The sequence below is a fragment of the Natronospirillum operosum genome (assembly GCF_004768465.1).
GTDB lineage: Bacteria > Pseudomonadota > Gammaproteobacteria > Pseudomonadales > Natronospirillaceae > Natronospirillum > Natronospirillum operosum.
This window is the reverse complement of record NZ_SRMF01000003.1, coordinates 454,221-479,551: the sequence shown is the minus strand read 5'-3', so window position 1 is coordinate 479,551 and position 25,331 is coordinate 454,221. Positions and strand designations below refer to the sequence as shown.

Below are 25,331 nucleotides of genomic sequence, written 5' to 3'. Positions count from 1 at the left end.
CGACGGCAGCCATAGTGACAAAAGTCATGGGATGCTGGCCCCGCCTGACCCCACCATTGCGACCATCGGGGAGTAGTCAGTGATCTTGCGCCCGGAATGCAGTAATGGCACCAGGAAACTGTGGTCTGGGCCTGCACGGTGCCAGCACTCAACGCCAGCGGTGCCAGCAGGTTCACAAACATTGATGACAGCTTGAGTGCAGATTCGTGAAATTGGTGTTACAGCCCCTGTGTGGGGGGAGGAGGAGCGAAGAAAGGGCGGAATTACGCCTTGGACTGGGGCATCCTGACGCGCAGCGTGAAGGCAATATTGCCCGCCACAGACTCCAGCCGCTGGCTCGCATCAGTCAGTGCTTCCGCCAAAGGCATGGGTCTTTGTGTACAGGCAAACACGGCGTCGAAGCCGTTGCTAGTGAGCACTGTGGTGTCGTCGGCCAGCGCCCCGGCAATACCGATGACCGGCACCCCGGCTTGTTGTGCCAGCCGGGCGACACCAATCGGCGCCTTGCCCTGAATCGACTGGCTGTCCATGCGCCCTTCACCGGTGATGACGAGATCGGCCTGCCGAATCAGCTCCGGCAGCCTCAGGGCCTGGGTCACGATGTCGATACCGGGCTGCAGCGAAGCCCCAACCACGGCCAGCAGGGCGGCCCCCATGCCGCCGGCGGCGCCGGCACCGGGGGCGTCCAGCACTGCATGGCCAGTGACCTGTTCCAGCAGCATTCCGAAGTGGCGCAGGTGACCGTCAAACCGGGGAATATCGGCCGCCGTGACGCCTTTCTGCGGTCCGAATACTGCGGTGGCGCCCTGCGGACCGACCAAAGGATTGGTGACATCGCAGGCCACGTCAAAACGAACGCCTTGCAGTCGCGGATCAAGAGCAGACAGCCCCATATTGCTCAGGTCACCCAGACCCCGTGCGCCGGGGCCAATCGGCGCGCCGGCGCTGTCACTGAGATCACAACCCAGGGCCTGCAGCATGCCGGCACCGCCATCGTTGGTGGCAGACCCGCCCAGCCCCAGGATGATGCGGCTCACCCCCTGATCCAGAGCGGCCCTGATCAGTTCCCCGGTGCCGAAACTGGTGGTCGTGCCCGCGTCTCGGTGCGCAATGGGGGTCATCTCCAGCCCGGAAGCCGCCGCCATCTCAATGACTGCCGTCCGGCCCTCTTCGACCAGCCCGAAGGCGGCTTCCACCGGCGACCCGCAGGGGCCGGTTACCGGAACACTCAGTTGATACCCACCCAGCGCATCGACCAGTGTCTGCACCGTGCCTTCGCCGCCGTCAGCGACCGGCAGCAGACAATACTCGGCGTTCGGCCAGGCTTTTTGAAAGCCGGACCGGATTGCCATGGCAACTTCCATGGCAGAAAGCGATTCCTTGAACGAATCCGGGCTGATGACAATTTTCATCAGGTATCCGTATGGGTGCGCAGATAGTCCAGGACCATGGCGACCGCATGGGCTTCGCGTTCCTGAATCAGCGTGATGTGAGACAGGTCGGTGTCGAAAATAGTCGACAGGGTATAGATATTGGACAGGTAGAAATAACCCAGGGCCGCAATCGAGATATAGAGCTGAACCGGGTCCACATCCTTGCGAAACACACCTGCCCGCGCTCCGCGCTCAATCAGGGTGCGGATCTGGGCGACCAGCGGCGAGTGCAAATCCTTTATTTCCGGCAGGGTTTTCAGAATACGCGCGTGGTGCATGTTTTCCGTGGTCAGCAAACGGATAAACCAGGGGTTCTGCTGGAAGTGCCGGAAGGTGAAGCGCACCAGCCGGTCCATGGCTTCCTCGGGCGGGAACTGATCCAGGCTCAGTTCCCGCTCGCCGGCACGGATGGTCCGGTAGGCATCAGACAGCACCTGGCGGTAGAGGTCTTCCTTGTTACCGAAATAATGGTACAGCAGGCGCTTGTTGGCCCCGGCACTGGCGGCAATACGATCCACCCTGGCGCCGTCAAAACCGCGCTCACAAAATTCCTTGTGGGCGGCCGCAAGAATCTCCCGTTTGGTCAAATCGGGATTACGTTTGCGCACCATTCCGGAACTCCTTTTATCTACTACGCCTGTCATTTTGACCGAGCCGGTCTGAGCGCCGCCATTGCAGCCTGGAGAGCCCGTTTGGCTATGCGCGTGACGCCGGGAATGCTCAATAGAATCGCGGAAACGGTGAGCACGCATATTATCATACTGATGGGACGGGTAAAGAATGGCGACGGGTCACCACCGGTCAGCATCAGGCCGCGTCGCAGGTTCTGGTCCAGCAACGTGCCCAGAATAATGCCCAGCACAATGGGCGCCATCGGGAACTTCAGTTCGCGCAGTATGAAACCCGCAATGCCGAAAAACAGCATGACATAAACATCAAACATGCGCTGATAGATGGCAAACGGGCCTATCACACACAGAACATACACCACCGGCATGAGCTTTTCTCTGGGAATGGCGAGCACCCGTACCAGCACCTTGGTCATGGACAGGCCGTAAATCGTGATGGCCACGGTGGTGAACAGCAGAATAGCCACCACCTGATAGAGAAAGCCGGGGTTCTCTATCATCAGCATGGGGCCGGGCCGTATGTCGTGAATATACATCGCGGCGATCAGCACCGCTGCGGCAGTGGAACCCGGAATCGCCAGCGTCAGCACCGGAATGAGGGCGCCGGGCACGGCAGCGCTGTTGCCGGTTTCGGCAGCAGTCAGGCCTTCATAGGACCCCTTGCCGAATTTCTCCTTCTCCTTGCTGGCGCGTCTGGCGGCGGCATAGGAAGACCAACTGCCGATATCTTCGCCCACCCCGGGAATAATGCCCACCATGGTGCCGATGATGCCGGACCTGACCGAGGTGCGCCGATAGCGCCATACATCACGGAAATAGGGAACCACACGATCATTCGAAACCAGCACCTTGGTATCCAGGCGGCGGCGCATCACGGTGAGAATCTCCGCCAACCCGAAGGCTCCGACCATGGCGGGGATGATATCGACCCCATCGGAAAGCTGCGGTACGCCGAAGGTAAAGCGATGGAACCCATGCAGGCTTTCCATGCCTACCATGGCCACCAGCAGGCCAAGCATGCCCGCCATGTAACCTTTCAGCGGATCATCCGGCGAGGTCAGGCGACCTGAAATGACCACCCCGAAAGTGGCCAGCCAGAAGAACTCGTAGCTGCCGAAGTCAAACGCCAGCTCGGCCAGCAGGGGCGAGAAGATGGCCAGGCAGATGATGCCGACAACGGTACCGATGGCAGAGCTGGTGGTGGCCAGCCCCATCGCATAACCGGCCTTGCCCTGCCTGGCCAGCACAAAGCCGTCCAGGCTGGTTGCCGCACTGGCCGGGGTGCCCGGGATATTCAGCAGGATGGCACTGCGGCTGCCCCCGTAGATAGCACCCACATACATGCACAGCAAGGTCAGTATGGCCTGATCACCCGGCATGCCATAGGTCAGGGTGACCAGCAGGGCCACCCCCATGGTGGCGGTGAGTCCTGGCATCATCCCTATCATGATGCCCAGCAATGTGGCCCAGGCAACATTGAACAGGCTGATCGGGTTCAGGAAATGGGCAATGCCATCCCCCAGCATGCCCAGGCCTTCAAATGCGAACATAATGACAACCTCTCAATGCAACAGTTACGGCAGCCGGACCAGGAAGCCGCGTTCAAAAATCAGGGAAACAACTACGGCCACGATCAGCGCCTGCACCACGGCCCAGAACAGGCTGCGCTTCAGCGGGATGGGGTCGTCTTTCAGCACGTGCTCGAACACCACAATGGTGGCCAGCACGAACAGGGCAGTGGCCAGCCAGTAGGGCAGCCAGCCAATCAGAATCAGGGTATAGGTCAGAATCAGGGCGGTCAGAGCCAGTACCCGTACTGATTCAAAATCCAGCAACAGCGCCTTGAAGTCCTGACCGGCAGGCAGTTTCTGCATGGCACCCAGACGCAAGGCGCGCACAGCCAACAGAAAACCGCACAGGGCCAGACCGGCGCCGAGCGCCATGGGTACCAGGCCGGGGATGGCATAGAAGCTGACGCCTCTGTTCTCCAGTCGGGGCATATCCCAGGACGCATGGAAAACGACAAGTCCGAAAACCAGAAAGACCAACCCTGTCCAAAGATCCGCCTTGTTCAAGCGACTGTTCTGTTCAGACATTGGGCACACCTCGTTGGCAGCAAAAGTTGGCAGTCGGAAACGAGGCAGGTCAGTGCAGATGTCCACACCAACCCGCCTCTCTGCTACATCAAATGATCAGCGAACTTCCGAGCGGGTATCGCAGTCAATACCAATGTCGATGGGGTCAATCTCTGCTTCACCGCGCTGAACGTAAGCACAGGCTTCATGAATGACCGTTGGCATCGCCCGTGACCGGGCTTCTTCACCAAAGGACGGGTCAAATACCGCACCCTGGCTCTGCGCATACTCACGCAGCGAGTCTGACGTCATGACATAGTCTTCCCAGATACGGTCCATGGTGGAGATCACCTCATCGGGCACGCCCTTGGGAATCATGATGCCGAAATAGTCCGGTGTGATTTCCATGTCTGGCAGCCATTCGGTAATCGAAGGAATAGTGCCGGCACCTTCCATCTCCAGCGGCTCCTCGCTCAGCACCGCAAGCGGCCGCAGGCGATCACCGCGGATCATCTCGGCCTGCTCGGCAGCCAACTGGGTGGTCACCATGGCCTCGCCACGAGCTGCTGCCGTAATGGCCGGGTTGCCGCCATCATAGGTGATCATGTTGTAGTCGAAGCCACCGGCGTCAGCTACCGACGCTATGGCAGTACCACCGGACGACGTGATGCCGGCGGTAGCGACCGAGATGCTGTCACCCCGTTCCTGAAAGGCTTCAAGCAGCTGCCCGAAGTCTTCAAACTCACTGTTTGAAGGCACACTGACGACAGGCGCATGAGCCACAGAAATATAGATGTGCCAGTCATCGATGCTGGTGTCTTCAATCAGCCCGGTCACCGCATAGGTGGCATTGTTGGCGATAGCATTGGCCGTCCAGGTGTAGCCGTTGGGGTCGCCGTCCAGTACACCGCGTGTCCCGGTTGCCCCGGAGGCACCCGGCTGGTTCACCGGCACCACATTATTGTTCAGCGCCTCTTCCAGGATCGGAATAACGGCTCTGGTGACCTGGTCTGTCGAGCCCCCGGCCCCCCAGGGGATGATGACGTTGATGGTGTTTGAGGGTTCCCATTCGGCAATGGCTTGCCCGGAACCCATTGCAGCAACAGCCGCCATGGCCGTGAGACTTTTCTTTATAAATGTCATTGTCGTCTCCATTCTTGTTTTCGGGCTACTCATATCGTAGCCTCATTTCGGTTGCTCAGTAGGAAACGGGTTCCCAATGAGCGCCTCTTGCGGGTTGATGTTGGCGCCAACTCCAAATGAGCGACGCCGCGTTATCTCAGGGCGGCCCTACACCACCTTGAGATAGCGCTCCTTGCACACCGTCAGTACTTCTTCTGCTGGCTTCTGCCACCAGTTCTCTGCGGAGAATATTTCCACTTCATGGAAACCTGTGTAGCCCTCGGCTTCTACCCAGCCCCGTATCTGTGGAATATCGATGACACCGTCTCCCATCATGCCGCGATCCAGCAGCATGTCCTGCGTGGGTACCAGCCAGTCACAGATGTGGAAGCCCAGCAGCCGCGCCTTTCCGGCACGCTGTATCTGGTGCCTGAGGTCCGGGTCCCACCACACGTGGTAGACATCCAGTGCGATGCCGATGCCCTCACCTACCTCATCACAGAGGTCATTGGCCTGCGCCATGGTGTTCACGCAGGCCCGGTCGGCGGCATACATTGGGTGCAGCGGCTCAATGGCCAGCGGCACCTGCAATGAACGGGCGTACTCGATGATGCTGTGCAGCCCATCCAGCACCATCTGGCGCGCCCCGGCGATGTCCTTTGAGCCTTCCGGCATGCCACCGACCACCAGCACCAGGCACTGGGCCTTGATGGCCGCGGCCTCCTCGATGGCGCGTCGATTGTCCTCGATGGCTTCCTGCCGGCCCTGCGCGGTTGCGGCCGGGAACATGCCACCACGACACAGCCCGGTGACGGTCATCCGGTACTCGTCCAGCAGCTTCGCCGCCCGGTCCACGCCACACTGGGCCAGCTTGTCGCGCCAGATAGAGATGCCCTGAATGCCCATCTCGGCATAGAGGCGGATCTCCTCCTCCAGCGTGAGCTGAATCTTGGTGGTGGCGTCGTTGATGGACAGCCGTTGAAAATCGGTCAATGGTTGTGCCTTCATTGTGCGACCCCCCTCACTGCCATCACCTGCTGCATCCGCTGCACTGCCATATCCGGGCTCTGCAGCAAGCCGGCCTGATCCGCGAGCCGGAACAGCTCGGCCAGATGCAGGGTCGAACGGGTGCTTTCCTGGCCGGCGACCATGGTGAAGTGGTCCTGATGGCCGTTCAGGTAGGCCATGAACACCACGCCCGTCTTGTAGAACCGGGTCGGTGCCTTGAAGATGTGCCGTGCCAGCGGCACGGTGGGGGCAAAGATGTCCTGATAGGCCGTGTTGTCACCCGCATCAAGCGCGTTCAGGGCCGCGCTCGCCGCCGGTGCGATGGCATCGAATATGCCCAGCAGGGCATGGCTGAAGCCCTCGTCATCACCGGCAATCAGCTCCGGGTAGTTGAAGTCATCACCGGTGTACATCTTGATGCTCGCCGGCAGTCGACGGCGCATGGCGATTTCCTTCTCCGCACTCAGCAGAGAGATCTTGATGCCGTCGACCTTGGCCGCATTGTCATTGATGATGCCGAGGCAGACATCCATCGCCGCGTCCGGGTCATCATGGCCCCAGTAGCCTTGCAACGCCGGGTCAAACATGTCCCCCAGCCAGTGCAGGATGACCGGCTCACGGGCCTGACCCAGAATATGGTTGTAGACCCGGACATAGTCATCGGGTGATCTGGCCCGGGCCGCCAGGGCGCGGCTGGCCATCAGAATCAGCCGGCTGCCGAGTTTTTCAATGGCCGCCATCTGCGTCTCGTAGGCCTGAATCACATCGTCTATGGAGTGGCAGTCTTCCGGCGCCACATGATCGGTGCCACAGCCGGATGCCATCACGGCGCCGGGAAAATCCCGTGCCGCCGCCAGCGACCGCTCAATCAGTTCCAGGCTGGTGGGCCAGTCCAGCCCCATGCCGCGCTGGGCGGTGTCCATGGCCTCGGCAACACCGAAGCCATGACGCCACAGGTGACGTCGATACTCGATGGTGCGCTCCCAGTCGACCGCCGTGCTCAGCCAGGGGTCGTTGTCCGCCAGCGGATCCGCCACTACGTGCGCGGCGGCATAGGCGATGCGCGAGCGGTCACCACGCGGTGTGGCGTCATAACTCAACGGCGCGCCCGGGGTATAGGGGGCCAACCTGCCCCGGCTGTCGGGAAGTATGAGCTGGCTCATCTCACACCCCCAGCGCCGGCACGTCGAGCCAGCGCCGTTCGTCGGAACTTTTCAGCGCCAGTTCGGCAAACTGAACCCCTTTGGCGGCGTCTCGCAGCGTCCAGGTATAGGGCGCGTCCTCAACCACATGGCGAATGAACAATTCCCACTGGTGTTTGAACGCATTCTCACGTGGTCCTCGTTCCGGCACCTTCTGCCAGTCGCTGAAGAAGTCCATGGTCTGTTCCTGGTCCGGGTTCCAGACTGGCTTCGGCGTGGCCTCGCGTGACTGGATATGACATTCGGTCAGGCCGGCCACCGCAGAGCCGTGCGTGCCGTCGACATGAAAGGTGACCAGGTCATCCCGGCGTACCCGGGTATCCCAACTGGACTTGATATGCACCACGGCTCCGTTGTCGAGCTCGACCGTGGCATAACAGGCGTCGTCCGCCGTGGCCTTGTATTTGTTGCCCTGTTCATCCCAGCGTTCGGGGATATGGGTCTTGGCGAGACAGGTCAGAGCCGTCGGCTCACCGAACAGGTTGTCGATGACATAGCGCCAGTGGCACATCATGTCCAGAATCATGCCGCCGCCGTCTTCCTTGCGGTAGTTCCAGGAGGGGCGCTGGGCCGGCACCCAGTCGCCTTCGAATACCCAGTAGCCGAAATCGATGTTCACACTGAGAATGCGTCCGAAGAAATTGGCATCGTTCAGTTCCTGCAGGCGCAGCAGGCCCGGCAGCCAGAGCTTGTCCTGCACGGCGCCATTCTTGACCCCGGCCTGCTCGGCCGTCTCGGCGATGTTCAGGGCATCTTGCAGGTTCTCCGCAATGGGCTTTTCGCAATAGACATGCTTGCCGGCGGCAATGGCCTTTTTCAGCAGGCCGCACCGCAGCTGAGTCGAGGCGGCATCGAAGAAGATGCGGTCATCCGGGTTTTTCAGAGCACCGTCGAGATCGGTGGTCCAGCGCTCCACCTTGTGCTTGCGCGCCAGGCGTTCAATCTTGTCTGCGTTTCTGCCGACCAGAATGGGGTCCGGCATCACCCGGTCACCGTTGGACAGCGTCACGCCGCCCTGATCACGAATGGCCAGAATAGACCGGATCAGGTGCTGGTTCATGCCCATGCGGCCAGTAACGCCGTTCATGATGATGCCTAGTGTTTGCGTTGCCATGTTGCTTCCTCTTTCTTGTCGGTACTAGTCAGGTCAGGGGGCGCAGGCTGCACCGGTCCAGGGCAACCCCCGAGGCGAACCCGGGCTTGTCGAGAGAACTCAGGTCCAGTGTTCCGCCTTCAATGCGCAGAAAAAGTCCATGTTCATCACGTCGATACAGGCCAGGGTGCTGGCGGGCAAATGCATCCATCTCCTGCGCACCGGCACCTTGCATCCCCTGCACGAAGTGGTGGCCATTGCGCTCCACATGAGTCAGGCCCAGCAGGGAGGCCAGGGCCAGGTCCTGCTGCACGCCCAGGCCCGCCTGGGTGGTCAGATCTTCCGCTGACATGAAATAGTCGCCACCTCGCCAGTGCAGCGTGCGGGCCTTGTTGAGCAATGAGCGATATAGCCCCTTGCAGGCCTTGGAAGAAACGCCCAGATAGCCGCAGTCCCTGCCGCGCAGGAAGCTGTCCAGATCGGCATCGCTTTCATCAATCAGCAGGGGTACTCGCTGGGCCAGCGCGCCCAGCGGCTGTTGCAGGGCGCGGTCGCGGTGGATCGGCTGTTCAATGAACAGAATGGCTTCCCGCAGGCGCGCCAGTTCCGGGCGGCGGTCGAGTTCATCCAGCAGGCGCGTGAATTCTTCCGGCGAGCTGTACTGCTCATTGCCATCCAGGGTGATGCGGTAGCCCGGCATCATTTGCAATACATCGGCAATGGCAACGAGTCGCCTGATGTCGGCGTCCATGTCACCGCTGACCTTGATCTTGAAATATTGCGGCGCATAGGTCCGTATGACCTGGTCCAGGCTCTCGGGCAGGCCATCATTGAGCGGCTGTTCCAGATCCTGCTCGGTCAACGGGTCGAGCAGACCCACAGTGTGTCGAAACGAGATGCTGGCCTGCGGCTGCAGCTGCGCCAGAAAGTGCGCCATGTCCAGGCCATCCAGGTCGGGTGGCAGGTGGTCCGCAGTCAGACCCATGGCATTGCTGCGCACCACATCATGGAACGACAGGGTCTGCAGCTGACCCAGTGCGTCCAGCATGGCCTTGGCCATCAGGGCCGGACCAAAGCCCCGCACCAGGCCGTTCTCATCCGGCAGCGCCCCGGCCTGTCTGGCATCCAGTTGCCAGGCGTGCTCGACAGCGGTCAGCGCCGGCTGGTCAAGCGACAGCTTCACAGCGCTGGTCACCGAACGGCGCAGTTGGTCCACGGTATCGTCAGGCGAGAGCTCCGGCCGCTTGTCGAACCACTTGGGCACCATCAGCTCGGCGCTCTGGCCCACAGCTTCGCGTCCTGTTGCCTGGTCACGAACCTGCACCGACATGAACGCCTGTGGCGCCGCGCGCAGCGTCATGACACCGAAACGGAACGGCATCCGGAAGGGGGTATCGCGCTCGAACGCCTGTGCGGCAACGATCTGGAGTTTGTGCGCACTCATTCCAGACCCTCCAGAATGCCCTGCAGATAGCCGATGGCGCGCGCTGCCGTGGCGGCACCGTCCGGCGCATAGACAAAGGGCTCAACCGATACCGGCTGTGACCAGCCGTACTGCAACAGAGCACCGAGGATGGGCCGAAAACGGTCGTCACCCTGCCCTGGAGCACGCCGATTGCGGTCGTTGATCTGAATATGGCCCAGTAGGCCGGTCGGCAGCCACTGCTGCAACACCTCGGCAACCGAGAGCTCTTCGGTCTGGGCAGCGGCCGAGGTATCCAGCATTGTCTTCAGGCCAGGCTGATTGATCGACCGGACCAGTTCCGCGCCTTCCGCCACCGTATTAATGTAGTTGGTTTCTTTGCGGGAGAGCGGCTCGACACAATAGATCAGCCCGGCCTTTGCGGCCAGATTGCCGGCAACAGCGAAGTATTCTTCCGCCCGTGCACGGTCAGCCTCCGGGTCATCCCCGAGCAGCCGCTGACGCGGCGAACCATGTACCAGTACGTCCCCGCCCAGGGCGGCGCACATGTCTGCCAGACGAGCGGCCATGTCCAGTGTCCGGCTGCGCACACCGGGATCAGGGTCAACGATGGACAGGCCCTCCGGTGCAAGCAGCAACCAGTGCAGGCCGGTAATTCGCAGTCCCTGATCACTGGCCATCTGCCGGTAGTTCGCCAGATCCTTTTCCGTCAGCACCGAGGGGTCCGCTGCCAGGGTATAGGGCGCCACCTCCAGGCCGTCGTATCCGAGGCTGGCGCAGTAGGCACATTGTTCCTCGAAGGTCAGGTGTGACAGGACCTCGTTACACAACGATATCTTCATAACCGGGCTCTGCATTGTTTTTATATTAATAACTGTCTAGTTACTTGCAGACTAGCAACGTATTCCGCGCCTGGTCAACTGGTATTCAGAGTCGGCATGGTCAGAATCAGAATTGGAGAGAATGCAAAGAATTGCATCTTATGCGGGAAAATAAACGTAAATACAGATTTTCTCCAGCAAAATCAGGTTGTTGTCGGAACCGCAGGGAGGGCGCTCGCCGGGTCGCCCGGAGGCTTCCAATTACAAGCATTTATAACCATATGGTTACTTATAACAAAACAGTCCTTCTGACGACTGATCGAAGCAGGCTGTGGAAGCGGGCAGCGGAGTGGGCAGGAATGATCGCACGCCGAATCTTATCCAGCCGCAAGCAAGGCACACAGTCAGGGCGGCCGGAACGGACAGGCTCAGGGCAGTTCAGCAAAGCTTTTCGAGGGGGTCTCGACGTGCAAGAGGGTGGAAGCAGCGTTCAGCCTGTCAGCAGCCGCAACACATCCTCACCCTTGGCATTGGCCTGGCTTTGCATCAGCACCCGCGCGCGGTCGCGCACATCGGTCTGGGCCAGCTCGGAGGCGAGTTCGGCAAAGTCCTTGTCGGCGATGCGGCTTCTGGTCTGGGCAGCATCAATCCGGCTCTGCGCCAGCGCATCGGCCTGGCTGAGCAACCGGTTGGCAGAGGCGCCATCGGCAACCTGACTTTCAGCAAGCAGGGACAGGGCTTCATCCAGCGTGCCCAGGGTGTCCGCAGTGGGGCTGGCAAGGGACAGCTCGGTGAAGCCGGAGGCTTCGAGCCTGGCCGGCAGGTCATTGTCCGCCAGTTCGGTAATCTGACCAGCGTCGGGGCCGGTCTGCAGGGGCACGGTGCCGCCAGCGAACAAGGGGCGTCCGTTGAACTGTGCATCGTCCAGAGTCTGGCCAACGGTATCGCGCAACGCCATGAATTCACGATTCAGGGCCTCGCGATCCTGCGCGCTGTAAATGCCGTTACCGGCCTGCACACTGATTTCCCGCATGCGCTGCACCTGCTCGGTAACGGTGGAAGCCAGCCCCGACCGGGTCTGCAGCAGGCTGAGCCCATCACCAATGTTGCGCTCGGCAACCGAGGTCCCTTCAACACGAGTGGTCAGGCGACTGGTAATGGCCAGCCCGGCCGCATCATCCGCCGCACTGTTGATGCGCTGGCCGGAGCTGCCCTGCCGGACCAGATCAGTAAAGTTACTGCCGGTACTGGACCCGATGGTGACGGGAGATTGGATATTCATGAGCGCTTCGGACTCCGGGAGAGCTAAACCGGTTAAATTATAGTCAGTCCGCCCTGATTACACCAGCTCCAAATCTCCAGCCCCCAGTCTGGCTATTGGTCTGTTACTGGTATACATTTGCCTCTCAATATAACAGGCGTGGAGTGGCCCGTTGACCGCGCAGACACTGAGTGCATTTATTACCAACAAACTGACCTCAACACCCTCTGAGCAACCGCTTTATCACCAGCTTGTGGTTGCTTTTCAAGAGAGTGTGGCAGAGGGCGTCTTGCCGCGCGGCAGCTTCCTGCCCAGTGAGCGAGACTTGTCCAGGGACCTTTCGGTGTCGCGCGTAACATTGCGTCGGGCTATCGATGAACTGGTCAGCGAGGGCCTTCTGGTTCGGCGCCATGGCTCAAAAACCATGGTGGCCCCGCGCTATGAGAAGTCCATATCCAACCTCACCGGATTTTCGGAAGACACCAGGGCTCGGGGCCAGGAACCAGGCGCCATTTGGCTGTCAAAAAAAATCGTGACGCCATCCTCCTCGGAAGCCATGGCCCTGAACCTTACCCTCAGCGAGCATGTAGTCCGAATGGAGCGCCTGCGCACAGCCGACGGCAAGCCGCTGGCCATCGAAAGAGCAGCCGTACCACAGGCCATATTGCCCTCGCCCGACCTGGTCAAGGACTCGCTCTATGACGCACTGGATGCCCTGGGTATGCACCCGCTGAAGGGATTGCAGCGCTTGCGCGCCAGCATAATGGGCAAGGAGGACGCCCAACTCCTGGGCTGTGAACCCGGGACCCCGCTGCTGATCATGGAGCGTTGCTGCTTCCTTCAGGACGGGCGTGCCGTTGAATTCACCCAGACCCGCTACAACGGCGACAGTTACGAGTTTCTGACCCAACTCCAGAGATAGACCAGTAAGATACCAGTTGACCACTTTAAATTTACTGGTATTGTAGTGGTATTCTCAATGGTTGGGATTTTCTCGTGCTTGAGCATTTGCGCCATCAACTGATCGTTTCCTGTCAGCCTGTCCAGAACGGACCACTCGACCACCCCGAGGTAGTCGCTGCACTTTCTCTTGCCGCCTTGGCCGGCGGCGCCAGAGCCCTGCGCATCGAGGGTCTGGACAACCTGGCTGCGGTGCGGGCCGTAACCGATGTCCCCATCATCGGTCTGATAAAACATGACCTGGATGACTTTCCTGTTCGCATTACGCCCTTCGAGGAAGACGTTGACGCCCTGGTTGCGGCCGGGGCGGATATCGTCGCCTTTGATGCAACGGATCGGCCCCGACCTGTACCTGTGAGCGCGCTGCTGGCGCGCGTTCGGAGGCACGGCAAACTGGCCATGGCAGACTGTTCCAACCCTGCCGATGGTCTGGCAGCAGCCGCTCTGGGCTGCGATATCGTGGGCACAACCCTGTCCGGGTACACGGGGAACAGCGTTGCTGAAGGGCCGGACCTGGATCTGCTGCGCGAACTGCGCAACTGCGGTCGGTTCCTGATTGCCGAAGGGCGCTACCACAGTCCTGCCCAAGCGGCCCAGGCCATAGCTGCCGGTGCACAGGCAGTCGTCGTCGGCTCTGCCATTACACGCCCTGAACACATCACCCGATGGTTTGCTGACCAAATAGCAGACGCCCGATTCTCCGGGGGTAAAGCCTTGTGACCGATACCTGTTTGGCCATTGATATTGGCGGTACCAAGATACTTGTCGCACTGGTTCAAGGCAGCACAGTGCTGGCGCGGCAAGTCATGTCCACTGAGCCCAGTGCCGATCCGCAGAGCTGGATAGAGCATGCGTACAGTCTGTCCAGACCCTGGGCCGGGCAGTACCAGCGTGTGGCCGCAGCCGTTACAGGCATTGTGACTGCCGGCAAGTGGACCACCCTGAACCCCAGAACTCTTGCCATAAAGAACGACTTCCCTCTCCAGCAAGCTCTGCACCAGCGTTTGCAGTGTCCGGCGCTGGCGCTGAACGATGCGCAGGCCGCAGCCTGGGCTGAATACCGGTTCGGCGCAGGTCAGCACAGAGACCTCGTGTTTATCACGGTGTCTACCGGTGTGGGCGGCGGCATGGTTCTGAATGGCAGCTTGCGTCAGGGGCAAACGGGTATTGCCGGTCATTTTGGCCAGTGGAGGGACATGGCCGGTACACGTTTTGAAGACAGCGTATCGGGGCGTTGGTTTGCACAGGCAGCAGCCGCGGCAACAGGGCGAGAGCATGACGCCAGGTCTGTATTCACAGCGGCGGCCGCTGGCGCCGCCTGGGCAGAGTCACTGATCGACACCTCCGCACGTCGCGTGGCGATGCTGTGCGGCAACATCCAGCATGCATTTGACCCTGATCTGATTTTGCTTGGCGGTGGCATAGGCCTGGCACCCGGCTTTCTTGACCGGGTGCGCGCGCATGCTGACGCCCCAAGGTTTGCGCCATCCCTTGCGAGGGCGCAATTGGGTGATGAAGCCGGTGTGCTTGGTGCCGCCGACTGGTCATCTGTAGACCAATGACAACACAAAGAGAGGCTCTATCATGAACGGGACACAACGTTTCAGAAAACTGGCTGCCGGCGTCGCAATAGCGACTGCGCTGGCAGGATATGCGCACGCGGAAGTAACGGTACTGGGGTGGCCCGGCGGTCCTGAAGAGACTGCACTGCGAGCGGCTGCTCAGGCCTACAATGCCCTGCCGGACACGGCCGCTGACGAGCAGGTAAGCCTGCTGTTCTTCAACCGCGATGGATTCTTCGACAAACTGCAAGCCGATATGGCCGCTGGCACGGATGCCTTCGACGCCAACCTGTTGGCTACCTACTCCATTGGGCGCTATGCACCCTTCATGGAACCCATCGAACTCGACCCGGGCGCAGCTGATGTGTTTGGTGACACTGTACTGGAGACCATGCAGTTTGAAGGTGAGCAGTATGGTGTGCCACTGGACCTGTCGGCTCACTTTATGTACTACCGCACGGATCTGATTGATGCCTTGCTGGAAGACGAGTCAGCACACGCTCGTTACAGTGCAATCGCTGAAGAGTATCTGGGCCAGGCCATGGCCCCGAAGCACCCCGACGACTGGACCTGGGACGACTATGTGGTCACTTCCCTGTATTTTACTCAGGCGGTCAATCGAGACAGTCCGGTCCGGTATGGCACGGTGCTGCAGATGCAGAACCTTCTGTTCAACATGATGGTATTTCATTCCTACCCGCGCGCGTATGGTGCCGACTGGATGGATGCCGATGGCACCATCACCGTTGACAGTGACGCTTATCGGCTGCCGCTGGAACGCTACAAGATGCTGCTGGACGCAGGTGCCACGCCGCGTGACAGTCTTTCCTATGAGTTTCCGGAAGCGAACGCTGCCTACAACTCAGGTCAGGTGGCCGTCATGTTGCAGTGGAATGGCGCCGCTGGCGAATTGATGGACCCCGACAATGCCATGCACGCTGAAAATGTAGCCGTGGTCGCTCCGCCCGCAGGTCCCGAAGGCCGCTTTACCCACATCCATGGTCTCGGCCTGGGTCTGAATGAAAATGCTCGCAATCCGGAGGGTGCACGCAAGTTTCTGGAGTGGCTGTCAACTGAAGATGCCGCCGTGATCTATGCACGCAACAGCGGCGCCCCCGGACTGACCGGGAATGCCTTGGCGCGGGTGGCAGATGATCGTCCAGATCTGGTCCAACTGGGTGAGTTTGCTTCCAGTTACGGCTTCGTGATGAACGGCGGCACATCGGCCAGCGCACTCTCGGTATATGAAGCGCAGGCACAGGCATTCACCGGCTACTGGGCGGGCACCCAGACACTGGATGAAGCACTGAGAAACGTTGAAAGGGCCATGGCCGATCTACTCGAATAAGTTCTGGTCCAACCCGTGCAGATGCCGCAAGGCATCTGCATTGATTCCTTCCAACTGTCAGCAGGAAGTCAGTCAGTGAATACTCGCATAGGTTCACAATACGAGAACCCGATACTGGCAGCACCCATGATAGTGTTTCTGCTATTGCTGCTGGGGTTTCCCAGTCTACTGAACATTATCTACAGCTTTTCAGCCGTCGGGTTCTCCAACATACGGACGCCTGAATTTCAGGGTTTGCAGAATTACCAGGCTGTATTCAATGACCCGATGTTCTGGCAGGCCACCCGATTTTCTCTCAAGTTCGCCACCCTGACTGCGTTGGCGGAATGCGGACTCGGCCTGTTTCTGGCGATATTCCTGTCGCCCCTGTTGCGACAACGCCCATGGCTGCTGGCAATACTGATGATGCCAATGATGGTGGCGCCGGCGATGATGGGCCTGATGTACCGGCTGGTACTGCACGAGTTTGTCGGTCCGCTGCCACACTATCTTTTCAAGTGGTTCGGTGACAGCCCCGCATTCCTCAGTGCCAGCAATGTCTTCACGACGGTTTTTGTCATTGAGACTCTGCAGTGGACCCCCTTTGTTCTGCTCCTTTGCTATATGGCCTACAACGCCATCAACCCGGAGATAAAGGAAGCTGCCACCGTCGACGGCGCCAGGCCACACCAGCTGTTGTGGTACATCGAGCTGCCCCTGATATTGCCCACTGTCGCGGTCGCGTTTTTTATCCGTTTCATAGACGGGTTTCGAATTTTCGACAACATCTTTGTACTCACTGGCGCCGGTGCCGGCGGCTCCACAACATCGTTGTCCATCTACATCTATCAGACCTTTTTCCGAGCCGGCGACATCGGCAAGGCACTGGCAGCGTCAGTAGTGCTGTTCGTGGTGTCCTTTCTGGTTCTATTCATCGCTATTCGAGTATTACGCCGAGGTAAGCGCTAATGGCCTTGTTGATGCATTCTCTGCGCTGGCTGGTCTTCCTGCTGGCTGCTTTCATACTCAACTTTCCGATTATCAGCACTGTGGTCACGTCGCTGAAATCCCGGGCGGAGGTCAATGCCAATGCAGGGCTGTCGATACAGCAACCCACGCTGGACAATTTTATTCAGGTGCTGACTGTCACCGACCGACTGAATATCTACGGCTACCTGCAGAACAGTCTGGTGGCCGCGATGATAGGTACAATTCTGCCGATCATTATCTGTTTTCCGATAGCCTACGCCATTGCGCGACGCAATTACGGGTCAAACATCCTGTTTCCGCTGGTCATCAACCTGCGCGCCCTGCCACTGATCATTTTTTCCATTCCCCTGTATCTGATGTATCAGTTCATGGGGCTGCTGGACACCAGGCTGGGCCTGGGCCTCATCCTGGCGGTGATCAACCTGCCGCTGACACTGTTGATTCTGGTCAATGGCATCCATGATGTACCCGAGGAACTGGACGAGGCGGCCAAAATAGAGGGCGCTTCTTTGTGGATCATACTGTCGAGAGTTGTACTGCCGGTATGCCGCCCAGCCGTTGTCGTCACCTTTATATTCGGTTTCATTACCGCCTGGAACGAATTCCTGTTCGGGCTGATGCTGACCACCCGGGATGCCGTACCCATGACGGTAGGCGCCTCGTTCTTCTTCTCGTCCGGGGGCGGCGGCATACAATGGGGTATGGCAGCAGCCATCATCATCATTGCCGCATTGCCCCCCACGCTGCTGGGTCTGGTGATGTATCGACAGATCAGCCGTTCAATGCTCGGCGGCGCGGTGAAGGGCTAGTGTCCTGTCTGGTTAATTCGACACTGCTCTGAGCCACTGAGCGCTCTGAGAGCAAGGCGCGATGTTGAAGGTCTGGTGGCTCCAAATCGAAACATCGCAACGCCGCTATCAGAGCGCTTCAGGGGCTCCCGGAGGTCGTGCCTCTGCGGCCCCTGGCCTGTGTTGACATCCCTTGAAGTGGGCCCACCACGCCGGCGAGATGTCGCCTTGGCCAGAGACCGCAGACCGCACGCAGAGAGTCGCCGAATTAACCAGACAGGACACTAGACTTTGCACCTTGCCAGTTGTTCAGGCAACGGAGTAAAACCATGCCCGGGCGCCAGTGGTGCGTCAATCCGCGCCCGGCCTGACAGGGTGATACTCGGGCTGGCCAGATCATTGGCATACAGCCTGTCGCTGGGGAAAATGTCGGCCGGGTACGACATCTCTCGGCTCGCAGCCAGCGCCAGGGCGGTACCCTGGCCGACAGCGGATTCCAGCATGCCGCCGACCCAGCAGGGTATATTGGCGGCCTGTGCCAGTTCATATATGGCGAGGGCATTGGTCAGCCCGCCCACTCTGCCTGGCTTCAGATTGAACCAGCCGCAGGCACCCAGTGCTATGGCCTGGCTGGCACTGCGCGGGCTGACCAGGCTCTCATCGAGACAAAGGGGTGTGGTCAGCCGCTCCTGCAGGCGGGCGTGGTCGACCAGATCATCGAATGCCAGCGGCTGTTCGATCATGGCCAGATTCAGGCTGTCCAGTTGCTGAAACAGAGGCAGATCAGCCAGTGTGAACCCGCTGTTGCAGTCCACATGGAAGATCAGGTCCGGGAAGGTTTCGCGCACCTTGAGCAAACGCTCTATACCCGAGTCTCGACGAAACTTGAGTTTGACGCGTTCGAACCCGGCCTGCACGGCACTATCTACCGCAGCCAACAGGGCATTGGTATCGGCCAGCACCGGGATATCGGCGCCGACCGCGACCGACTGTTCGCGCCCGCCGAGCCACTGCCACAAGGGTTGCCCGACCTGCTTTGCAGCCAGGTCCCACCAGGCATTGTCCAGCGCGGCCTTGGCGAAATAGTTGCCCTTGAAGTGCTGCAGACGGGCCTGCAGGTCATTCCCGCTGGTGATGTCCTCGCCCGTCAGCGCTGGAGCCAACTGAGCCCGAAGCAGGCCGGCGGCGCCTTCGGCCCATTCCGGCGAAAACTCCGGCCGTTCATAGGGCGCGCTCTCGCCCCATCCCACGAGGCCCTGCGACTGCATCCGCACCATGACGCTGTCGATGGCGGTCTGGGTGCCAAAGGCGGTCACCCACGGCGCTACCATGGGCATGCGCAGGTGGTACACATCAATTTGATCGATAATCACGCTCAGACTCCCTGGTTACGGTGGTGATTCAGAGCACCTGATAGCGAATATTCAGTGTGTCGGCCCCGTCCAGACTGTTGATGCGGCTGCCCGATACACGGGTGTAGGGTTCATCAAACACCTGCCCCACGCATCGGGTGCCGATATAGACCGGGGCGTTGGCATAGATGGCCGCGCCGTCCATCGCTTGTGTCAGCAGGCTGGCATCACAGGTCTGAATGCAACTGACACTGTCGCCTGCGGCAGTCAGGAACACGGCATCTTCATGGCCGTATCGAACGGGCGTACCCGCAGCCACCCTGATGGTGCGCAGCGAGGGCGGCGTCTGCATCTTGCGCAATACAATCTGGGCCACCAGTTCAGCCAGCCCGAGGGTGGGCCAGATGGCGTTGTGAGTCACCGCCACCTGCAGCCCGCCCGGGGCAGAAGCCAGCGCCTGCCCCAGATCACGGCGCTGCTCCACGCGCGCGCAGTTGCCGATGAACAGCTCGCCCCGGGCGTCAACGGCGATAAAGCCGGCATCGGCCATGGGATTGCTGCGGGTGAATGTCTTCACCGCCAGCTCGGCGCTCTGGCCCTCACTCAGCAGGCGCAATACCTGGGCATTCGCCGGATCACCTTCACCGCGTGCGGTATTGGGAAAGCGATGTCCGGTCACCAGGCAGCCGTGCGCGTTCGCGGACACGAACTGTGCCAACGGCTCCGGTCGGTCCGGGCCGCTGGACATCAGGGCCGCCCGGTCAGCCTGCAGGCCTGCCGGATCGCCCTGTGCCACATGCAGCAGGGAGACTGAACCCTGTCGCTGCACTCCGTGACGGTGCACCCGCCCGGTCACGGCCGATACGGCGGCAAAGCTCACGAAACCACCCAGTGCGCCCTCGCCGATGGTCTCCGCTGCGGCCAGGCCTTCCAGAATGGCAGCCCCGGCGTCCGGCCCGACGGCGGCGATGCCGATGGTCATGAGCCGACCACTTCGTGCAGAGGGTCCCCTTCTGCAACCCAGTGGTCGGGCTGCAACTGACGCATCGGCCAGGCCGGTGGCTGCCAGTCGGCATCATGGATGGGGCTGGGTATATCACTGGTATCCTGCACGCGTTGCGGGCGCCGCGTCGGGTCAGCAACCGGAACCGCCTGCAGCAGGGAGCGGGTATAACGATGACTCGGCGAGCGCAGCACAGACTGCGTGCTGCCGAGCTCAACCAGGCGACCCAGATACATCACGGCAACGCGATGACTGATCTGCTCCACCACTGCCAGGTCATGGGTAATGAACAGATAGGAGATGCCGGTTTTCTGCTGAATGTCCTTCAGCAGATCCAGTATCACCGCCTGCACCGTCACATCCAGCGCCGATACCGCCTCGTCGGCAATGATCAGTTCCGGCTCCACGGCCAGCGCCCTGGCGATGCAGATTCTCTGCCTTTGCCCGCCCGAGAACTCGTGCGGATGGCGCCGTGCCCAGGCCGGATCCAGACCGACCAGTTCGAACAGTTCCTGCACCCGCCGGGCAACAGCCTTGCCGCGCGCCAGACCGTGCAGAACAATGGGTTCCGCCACCTGATCACCGACTCGCATGCGCGGGTCCAGCGTCGCGTACGGGTCCTGAAAGATCATCTGGGCCACCCGCCGATGCTTCAGCATCAGACGCGCGTTCAGGCCGGTGATGTCCCTGCCCTTGAGGCGGACCGTGCCGCCGTCCGGCTTGATCAGGCTGAGAATTGCCCTGGCCAGGGTGGACTTGCCACTGCCGCTTTCCCCCACCAGCGCCAGGGTTTCTCCGCGCCCCAACCTGAAGCTGACATCCTCCACCGCATGCACGCGCCGCCTTGCCTTGCGCCCCCAGCCGGCGCGCTGATCAAACCGGACCTGCAGATGCTCTACCTCAAGCAGTGGGGCGTCCTTCTGCGGTGAGGTCTCCGGACGGGCGCTGTTCGGCACCACGCCGGACCCAAGCCGGGGTACCGACGCCAGCAATCTTTTCGTGTAGGCATTCTCGGGGTGAGCAAATATCTGTTCGACCGTTCCGGTTTCCACGTGGTCGCCTGCATTCATGACCACGACCTTGTCCGCCGTTTCTGCCACCACACCCATGTCGTGGGTGATCAGCAGAATGCCCATATCCAGATCCGCCCGCAGTTGCTCCAGCAACCCCAGAATCTGTGATTGAACCGTCACATCCAGAGCCGTGGTGGGCTCATCCGCAATCAGCAGTTCCGGCCCGCAGGTCAGCGCCTGGGCGATCATCACACGCTGGCGCATGCCACCGGACAGTTCATGCGGATACTGTTTGATCCGTTTGGAGGCAGCAGGAATTCTCACCTGATCCAGAATATCGAGCACCTTGCGGGTGGCGTCCTTGCGGTTGAGGCCTTCATGCCATTCCAGTGCCTCGACCATTTGCCGGCCGATGGTCAGCACCGGGTTGAGCGAGGTCATGGGCTCCTGAAAAATCATGCTGATGCGCTTGCCACGAATGCCCTGCCAGTCACGATAGCTCTGACCCAGCAGATCCCGGTCGTGAAACCTGAGGCAATCGGCGCTTGCACGCGCCTGTTGCGGCAACAGCCCCAGCAGCGCCAGTGAAGTCAAGCTCTTACCGGAGCCGGACTCACCCACTATGCTGACGATCTCCTTGCGGTCGATGGTGAAGGACAGATCCCTGACCACGTTGTTTGCCGTGTGCTCTGTGGGAAACCCGATATGCAGACCGGAACAGCTGATCATCGGCGCCTTGATCCCGGATGTTGAGAACTGATGTTTCATGGGCACCTCATTTGTTTTGTTTGGGGTCAAGCATCTGGCGGACACCGTCCCCCAGCAGATTGAAGCCCAGCACAACCAGGGTGATGGCCAGCCCGGGAAAGAGCAGCAACCAGGGCGCGGTGCTGAAATAGTCACGCGCACCGGCCAGCACAGCCCCCCACTCCGAAGACGGTGGCTGTGCCCCCAGACCGAGGAAGCTCAGACCGGAAGCGGCCAGGATGGCGGTGGATATGCCGATGGTGCCGACCACAATCAGCGACGGCGTAATATTGGGTATCAGGTGGCGCAGAATGATACGAACATGCCCGGCCCCCATGGCCCGGCATGATTCTATATAGGGCTTGTTGCGCTCTACCAAAACCAGGCTGTAGGTCATGCGCCCGTATACCGGGATACCTGCAATGCCGACCGCAATGGTGGCATTGATCAGGCTGGGCCCCAGAATGGCCACACAGGCGAGTGCGATCAGAATCTCGGTGAACGAGAACAGGACATCCAGCATGCGCATGAAGAGCTTTTCTATCCAGCCGCCGAGGTAGGCCGCCAGCAGCCCAAAAGTCAGCCCGAAGCCCAGCGAGATGGACACCGCCAGCAAGCCAACCAGCAGCGTTTCGCGCGCGCCCCAGATGATGCGGCTGACCATGTCCCGCCCGAACTCATCGGTGCCGAACCAGTAGCCCGGTTGCGGTGCCGACAGCACCGGACCGACTGCAAAGGCCTCCGGGTCATAGGGCGCCAGATACGGAGCAAAGAGCGCGGCGGCGAGTGCCGCCAGTATCAGCAGCGCGCCCAGAAAGACGGTGGGCTTTCGATAGATGGCAACCAGAACAGAACGCCCCAGGGTGCCGGGGGATGATTTCAGGGTCGAAGTCAGGGGAAAATGCGTCATCAACTGTCGCCTCCCTGCCTGATGCGCGGATCAAGGGCGGCATAGATGACATCGAGCAGCAGCGAAATGCAGACAACGACAACCGAGAAAACCAGAATGAAGCCCTGAATCAGCGGGTAGTCGCGCCGCAGTATGGCGTCGACGGCCAGGGTACCCATGCCGTTCCAACTGAAAATGTACTCCACCACGATGGCACCACCCATCATGTAGGCAAACTGCACCCCCATGGCCGAGACCACAGGCACCAGGCCAGCCCGCAGGGCATGCCGGCTCAGCACCGTGGTTTTCGGCAGGCCCTTGGACCAGGCGGTGCGCATGAACTCCTGTTCAAACACCTCCAGCATGGAGGACCGGGTCAGCCGCCCGATGATGGCCGCATTGGTCGCAGCCAGAGTCACGGCCGGCAACACCAGAGCATGCCAGCCCGCACCGGCTACCGGGAACCAGCCCAGTTGCATGCCGAAAACCATCAGCAGAATCAGACCCAGCCAGAACGGCGGAATGGAAATGCCCATCACCGTGCTGGTCATCAGCACATGCTCCACCCAGGTGCCTTTCTTGTAGGCCGCAAAAAAACCCAGCGTGACGCCTGCAATGCTGGCGATCACCAGAGCCGTGGAAGCCAGCCACAGCGTGTTGGGCAGGCGCTGCATGATCAGTGGCAATACTGGCTGCCCGCCTTGAATGGTGCGGCCGAAGTCGCCCTGCAGGAGATTCCCCAGATAGAGGAAATACTGCGCAACCACATTGCGATCCAGTCCCAGCCTGGCCTGCATGGCCAGCATCTGCTCGCGCGTGGCGCCGGCAGACTGGGCGAACATGATTTCAATGGGGTCACCGGGGACAAGACGTGTCAGCAAGGCAACGGCGATTGTCGTGACCCACACCGTGAGCAAGGCAACACCGAAGCGTCGAAGCAGGAATGATTGCATGGCAGGCTCCCGTCTGATGGCACGAATGAAAGGCCGCACTGCTTGCATGCGGCCCTGCGCTCAATGGCACTGACTAGTCGTTCAGACGCACCCCGATCAGATCGGGTTGGTTGAACGGGCCGACAATGAACCCATCAATATTGGAGCGCGCTGCATACAGCCATTCCCAGCCCGGCGTGTAGAGGGGAATGTGAACGGCGTTCTCGATCAGGTACTGCTGCACGTTCTGTACCATGGCAAGACGCTCTGCCTCATCGGACAGCACACGAGTCTGGTGCAACATCTCGTCCAGTTCGGCGGAGTTGTAGCCCTGATAGGCGCCAGGCGAGTGCCACAGCTGATGCAGGATATCCGGGTCGTACCAGGACCAGCCCATCATGTCCATGCTGCCACGGCCGCTGGTGGTGAGGTTCTCGGTCTGTACCTGAGCATTCAGCGACCCGATGTCCATCACCTCGAGACTGGCATTGATGCCCACCTGGCGAAGCTGGTTCTGGAACACCTGCAGAACGCGCTGACGGTTGCCGCCGGTCCAGGTCATGAACTTCACTTCCAGCGGGTTGTTCATGTCATGGCCGAGCTCTGCCAGCAAGGCTCTGGCCTGCTCAGGATCATGCTCGTAGCCGATACTGCGACAGAAATCCTGATCATTGCCCGCCACACCCTGGGCCACGGTACACCACTCTCTGTTGACCAGATCACCAAACGCCAGTTGCAGGGCCACATCCGGGTCTATGGCATAGGCCACGGCGCGGCGCGCCCTGACATCATCAAAGGGCGCCCGTGAGATGGCGAACTCTATGAACACATTCTGGCCGGTGTTGTCAGCGATATAGAGATCCAACTCAGCGTCGGACTGTATATTGCTGACGGCCTCGATAGGCGGCTCGGCGATATGGACTTCACCGGACCGGAGCGCGGCCAGGCGAGACTGACCCTCACGCAACACGCGAATCTCCAGTTCTGCCATGTAGGGGCTGCCGGGGTTGTCTGCCAGTCGGCCGCGATTGATATAGTCCGGATTGCTGGACAGCAGAATGCGATCACCGGAGCGCCAACTCTCGAACACCCAGGGGCCGGTGCCTATGGCGGCAGAGGTGCCGAAACCGGCTTCGTCTTCATTGCCACGGCACAGCATGCTGGCGAACGGGTCCGCCATGAAGGGGACAAAGGCGGCAAAGGGTTCGGAAAAATGGAAAACGGCGGTAGTGGAGTCGGGTGTATCGATGTGCGTCACCGGGCCCCAGGCCGACTGGGTGTTGCTTGGTCGACTGTCACTGAAGGCTCTCTCCCAGGTGTAAACAACATCCTCGGCATCAAACGCACTGCCGTCATGACAGAGGATGTCGTCATGCAGGTTGAAGCTCACCATCAAACCGTCGTCACTGACCGCCCAGGATTCGGCCATGTTCGGTACCGGCTGCCCGTCGCTGTCGCGCGCCAGCAGCGTGTCGTAGATCTGATGCCAGACCTGCATGGACAGGGTTGAAGTGGCTCCGTGCGGATCAAGTGTGTCGATATCCCCATAGCGCGCCCACACCAGGGTGTCATCGGACAGCGCGTAAGGCGCAGCAAGCAAAAGACATGCTGCGGATGGCAAAAGCCATTGGGCGGCCCGGACCGGGCGCACTGAGAATTTCATGTTGATTGCTCCTGATTTGCAATAATGCATAGTTGCCA

The 25,331-nt window shown here is 60.4% G+C and carries 23 protein-coding genes; 6 read left to right on the top strand and 17 right to left on the bottom strand.

Annotated elements, in window-relative coordinates; translation table 11 throughout:
- Nucleotides 1-263: 263 nt before the first annotated feature.
- The 11 genes from E4656_RS11110 to E4656_RS11060 form a co-directional block, all read right to left on the bottom strand.
- Nucleotides 264-1,412 carry a glycerate kinase gene (locus E4656_RS11110; protein ID WP_135483310.1) on the bottom strand — a complete coding sequence of 383 codons (1,149 nt, stop codon included), beginning with the start codon at nucleotides 1,410-1,412 and terminating at the stop codon, nucleotides 264-266.
- Nucleotides 1,412-2,044 (bottom strand): TetR/AcrR family transcriptional regulator, encoded by a 633-nt coding sequence (locus E4656_RS11105; protein ID WP_167856028.1) that lies wholly within the window; start codon nucleotides 2,042-2,044, stop codon nucleotides 1,412-1,414. The genes E4656_RS11110 and E4656_RS11105 overlap by 1 nt, the downstream gene beginning before the upstream one ends.
- 29 nt (nucleotides 2,045-2,073) lie before the next feature.
- Nucleotides 2,074-3,612, bottom strand: coding sequence for a tripartite tricarboxylate transporter permease (locus E4656_RS11100; protein ID WP_135483307.1), 1,539 nt, complete (start codon nucleotides 3,610-3,612; stop codon nucleotides 2,074-2,076).
- 24 nt (nucleotides 3,613-3,636) lie between these two features.
- Nucleotides 3,637-4,158 (bottom strand): tripartite tricarboxylate transporter TctB family protein, encoded by a 522-nt coding sequence (locus tag E4656_RS11095; RefSeq protein WP_135483305.1) that lies wholly within the window; start codon nucleotides 4,156-4,158, stop codon nucleotides 3,637-3,639.
- A gap of 96 nt (nucleotides 4,159-4,254) precedes the next feature.
- On the bottom strand, nucleotides 4,255-5,280 hold the full coding sequence (locus tag E4656_RS11090; protein ID WP_135483304.1) for a Bug family tripartite tricarboxylate transporter substrate binding protein: 1,026 nt from the start codon (nucleotides 5,278-5,280) through the stop codon (nucleotides 4,255-4,257).
- A gap of 147 nt (nucleotides 5,281-5,427) precedes the next feature.
- A complete protein-coding gene (locus tag E4656_RS11085; RefSeq protein WP_135483302.1) occupies nucleotides 5,428-6,267 on the bottom strand; it encodes a sugar phosphate isomerase/epimerase family protein in 840 nt (279 codons plus the stop codon).
- Entirely contained in the window at nucleotides 6,264-7,430 is a 1,167-nt protein-coding gene (locus E4656_RS11080; RefSeq protein ID WP_135483300.1) for a dihydrodipicolinate synthase family protein, read from the bottom strand. The genes E4656_RS11085 and E4656_RS11080 overlap by 4 nt, the downstream gene beginning before the upstream one ends.
- Before the next feature lies 1 nt (nucleotide 7,431).
- Nucleotides 7,432-8,583, bottom strand: coding sequence for a Gfo/Idh/MocA family protein (locus E4656_RS11075; RefSeq protein ID WP_135483299.1), 1,152 nt, complete (start codon nucleotides 8,581-8,583; stop codon nucleotides 7,432-7,434).
- Nucleotides 8,584-8,611: 28 nt separating this feature from the next.
- Nucleotides 8,612-10,006 carry an enolase-like domain-containing protein gene (locus E4656_RS11070; protein ID WP_135483297.1) on the bottom strand — a complete coding sequence of 465 codons (1,395 nt, stop codon included), beginning with the start codon at nucleotides 10,004-10,006 and terminating at the stop codon, nucleotides 8,612-8,614.
- Nucleotides 10,003-10,827, bottom strand: coding sequence for a sugar phosphate isomerase/epimerase family protein (locus tag E4656_RS11065; protein WP_135483296.1), 825 nt, complete (start codon nucleotides 10,825-10,827; stop codon nucleotides 10,003-10,005). The genes E4656_RS11070 and E4656_RS11065 overlap by 4 nt, the downstream gene beginning before the upstream one ends.
- Before the next feature lie 469 nt (nucleotides 10,828-11,296).
- Nucleotides 11,297-12,088: a flagellin gene (locus tag E4656_RS11060; RefSeq protein ID WP_135483294.1), complete on the bottom strand. Its 792-nt coding sequence runs from the start codon at nucleotides 12,086-12,088 to the stop codon at nucleotides 11,297-11,299.
- A gap of 232 nt (nucleotides 12,089-12,320) precedes the next feature.
- Here E4656_RS11060 and E4656_RS11055 point away from each other — a divergent pair, with 232 nt between their 5' ends.
- The 6 genes from E4656_RS11055 (at nucleotide 12,321) to E4656_RS11030 (ending at nucleotide 17,715) form a co-directional block, all read left to right on the top strand.
- A complete protein-coding gene (locus E4656_RS11055; protein WP_276605970.1) occupies nucleotides 12,321-12,989 on the top strand; it encodes a GntR family transcriptional regulator in 669 nt (222 codons plus the stop codon).
- Between the two features lie 74 nt (nucleotides 12,990-13,063).
- Complete coding sequence (locus E4656_RS11050) at nucleotides 13,064-13,747, top strand: N-acetylmannosamine-6-phosphate 2-epimerase (protein WP_205849176.1); 684 nt, start codon at nucleotides 13,064-13,066, stop codon at nucleotides 13,745-13,747.
- Entirely contained in the window at nucleotides 13,744-14,589 is an 846-nt protein-coding gene (locus tag E4656_RS11045) for an ROK family protein (RefSeq protein ID WP_135483289.1), read from the top strand. The genes E4656_RS11050 and E4656_RS11045 overlap by 4 nt, the downstream gene beginning before the upstream one ends.
- A gap of 22 nt (nucleotides 14,590-14,611) precedes the next feature.
- Nucleotides 14,612-15,937, top strand: coding sequence for an extracellular solute-binding protein (locus E4656_RS11040; protein WP_135483288.1), 1,326 nt, complete (start codon nucleotides 14,612-14,614; stop codon nucleotides 15,935-15,937).
- A 75-nt stretch (nucleotides 15,938-16,012) separates the two neighbouring features.
- Nucleotides 16,013-16,885: a carbohydrate ABC transporter permease gene (locus tag E4656_RS11035; RefSeq protein WP_205849175.1), complete on the top strand. Its 873-nt coding sequence runs from the start codon at nucleotides 16,013-16,015 to the stop codon at nucleotides 16,883-16,885.
- Nucleotides 16,885-17,715: a carbohydrate ABC transporter permease gene (locus E4656_RS11030; RefSeq protein ID WP_205849174.1), complete on the top strand. Its 831-nt coding sequence runs from the start codon at nucleotides 16,885-16,887 to the stop codon at nucleotides 17,713-17,715. Before E4656_RS11035 ends, E4656_RS11030 begins: the two co-directional genes overlap by 1 nt.
- 263 nt (nucleotides 17,716-17,978) lie before the next feature.
- Here E4656_RS11030 and menC read toward each other — a convergent pair whose 3' ends face one another.
- The 6 genes from menC to E4656_RS11000 all read right to left on the bottom strand — a co-directional run bounded on the left by menC (nucleotide 17,979) and on the right by E4656_RS11000 (nucleotide 25,230).
- Complete coding sequence (gene menC, locus E4656_RS11025; protein ID WP_135483286.1) at nucleotides 17,979-19,067, bottom strand: o-succinylbenzoate synthase; 1,089 nt, start codon at nucleotides 19,065-19,067, stop codon at nucleotides 17,979-17,981.
- 28 nt (nucleotides 19,068-19,095) lie between these two features.
- Nucleotides 19,096-20,028, bottom strand: a complete 933-nt coding sequence (locus E4656_RS11020) for a DUF6963 family protein (protein WP_135483284.1) — start codon at nucleotides 20,026-20,028, stop codon at nucleotides 19,096-19,098.
- Nucleotides 20,025-21,830 carry an ABC transporter ATP-binding protein gene (locus E4656_RS11015; RefSeq protein ID WP_135483283.1) on the bottom strand — a complete coding sequence of 602 codons (1,806 nt, stop codon included), beginning with the start codon at nucleotides 21,828-21,830 and terminating at the stop codon, nucleotides 20,025-20,027. The genes E4656_RS11020 and E4656_RS11015 overlap by 4 nt, the downstream gene beginning before the upstream one ends.
- A gap of 7 nt (nucleotides 21,831-21,837) precedes the next feature.
- Nucleotides 21,838-22,719 (bottom strand): ABC transporter permease, encoded by an 882-nt coding sequence (locus tag E4656_RS11010; RefSeq protein WP_135483281.1) that lies wholly within the window; start codon nucleotides 22,717-22,719, stop codon nucleotides 21,838-21,840.
- Nucleotides 22,719-23,651, bottom strand: coding sequence for an ABC transporter permease (locus E4656_RS11005; protein WP_135483279.1), 933 nt, complete (start codon nucleotides 23,649-23,651; stop codon nucleotides 22,719-22,721). The genes E4656_RS11010 and E4656_RS11005 overlap by 1 nt, the downstream gene beginning before the upstream one ends.
- A gap of 73 nt (nucleotides 23,652-23,724) precedes the next feature.
- Nucleotides 23,725-25,230, bottom strand: coding sequence for an ABC transporter substrate-binding protein (locus E4656_RS11000; RefSeq protein ID WP_205849173.1), 1,506 nt, complete (start codon nucleotides 25,228-25,230; stop codon nucleotides 23,725-23,727).
- Nucleotides 25,231-25,331 lie beyond the last annotated feature (101 nt).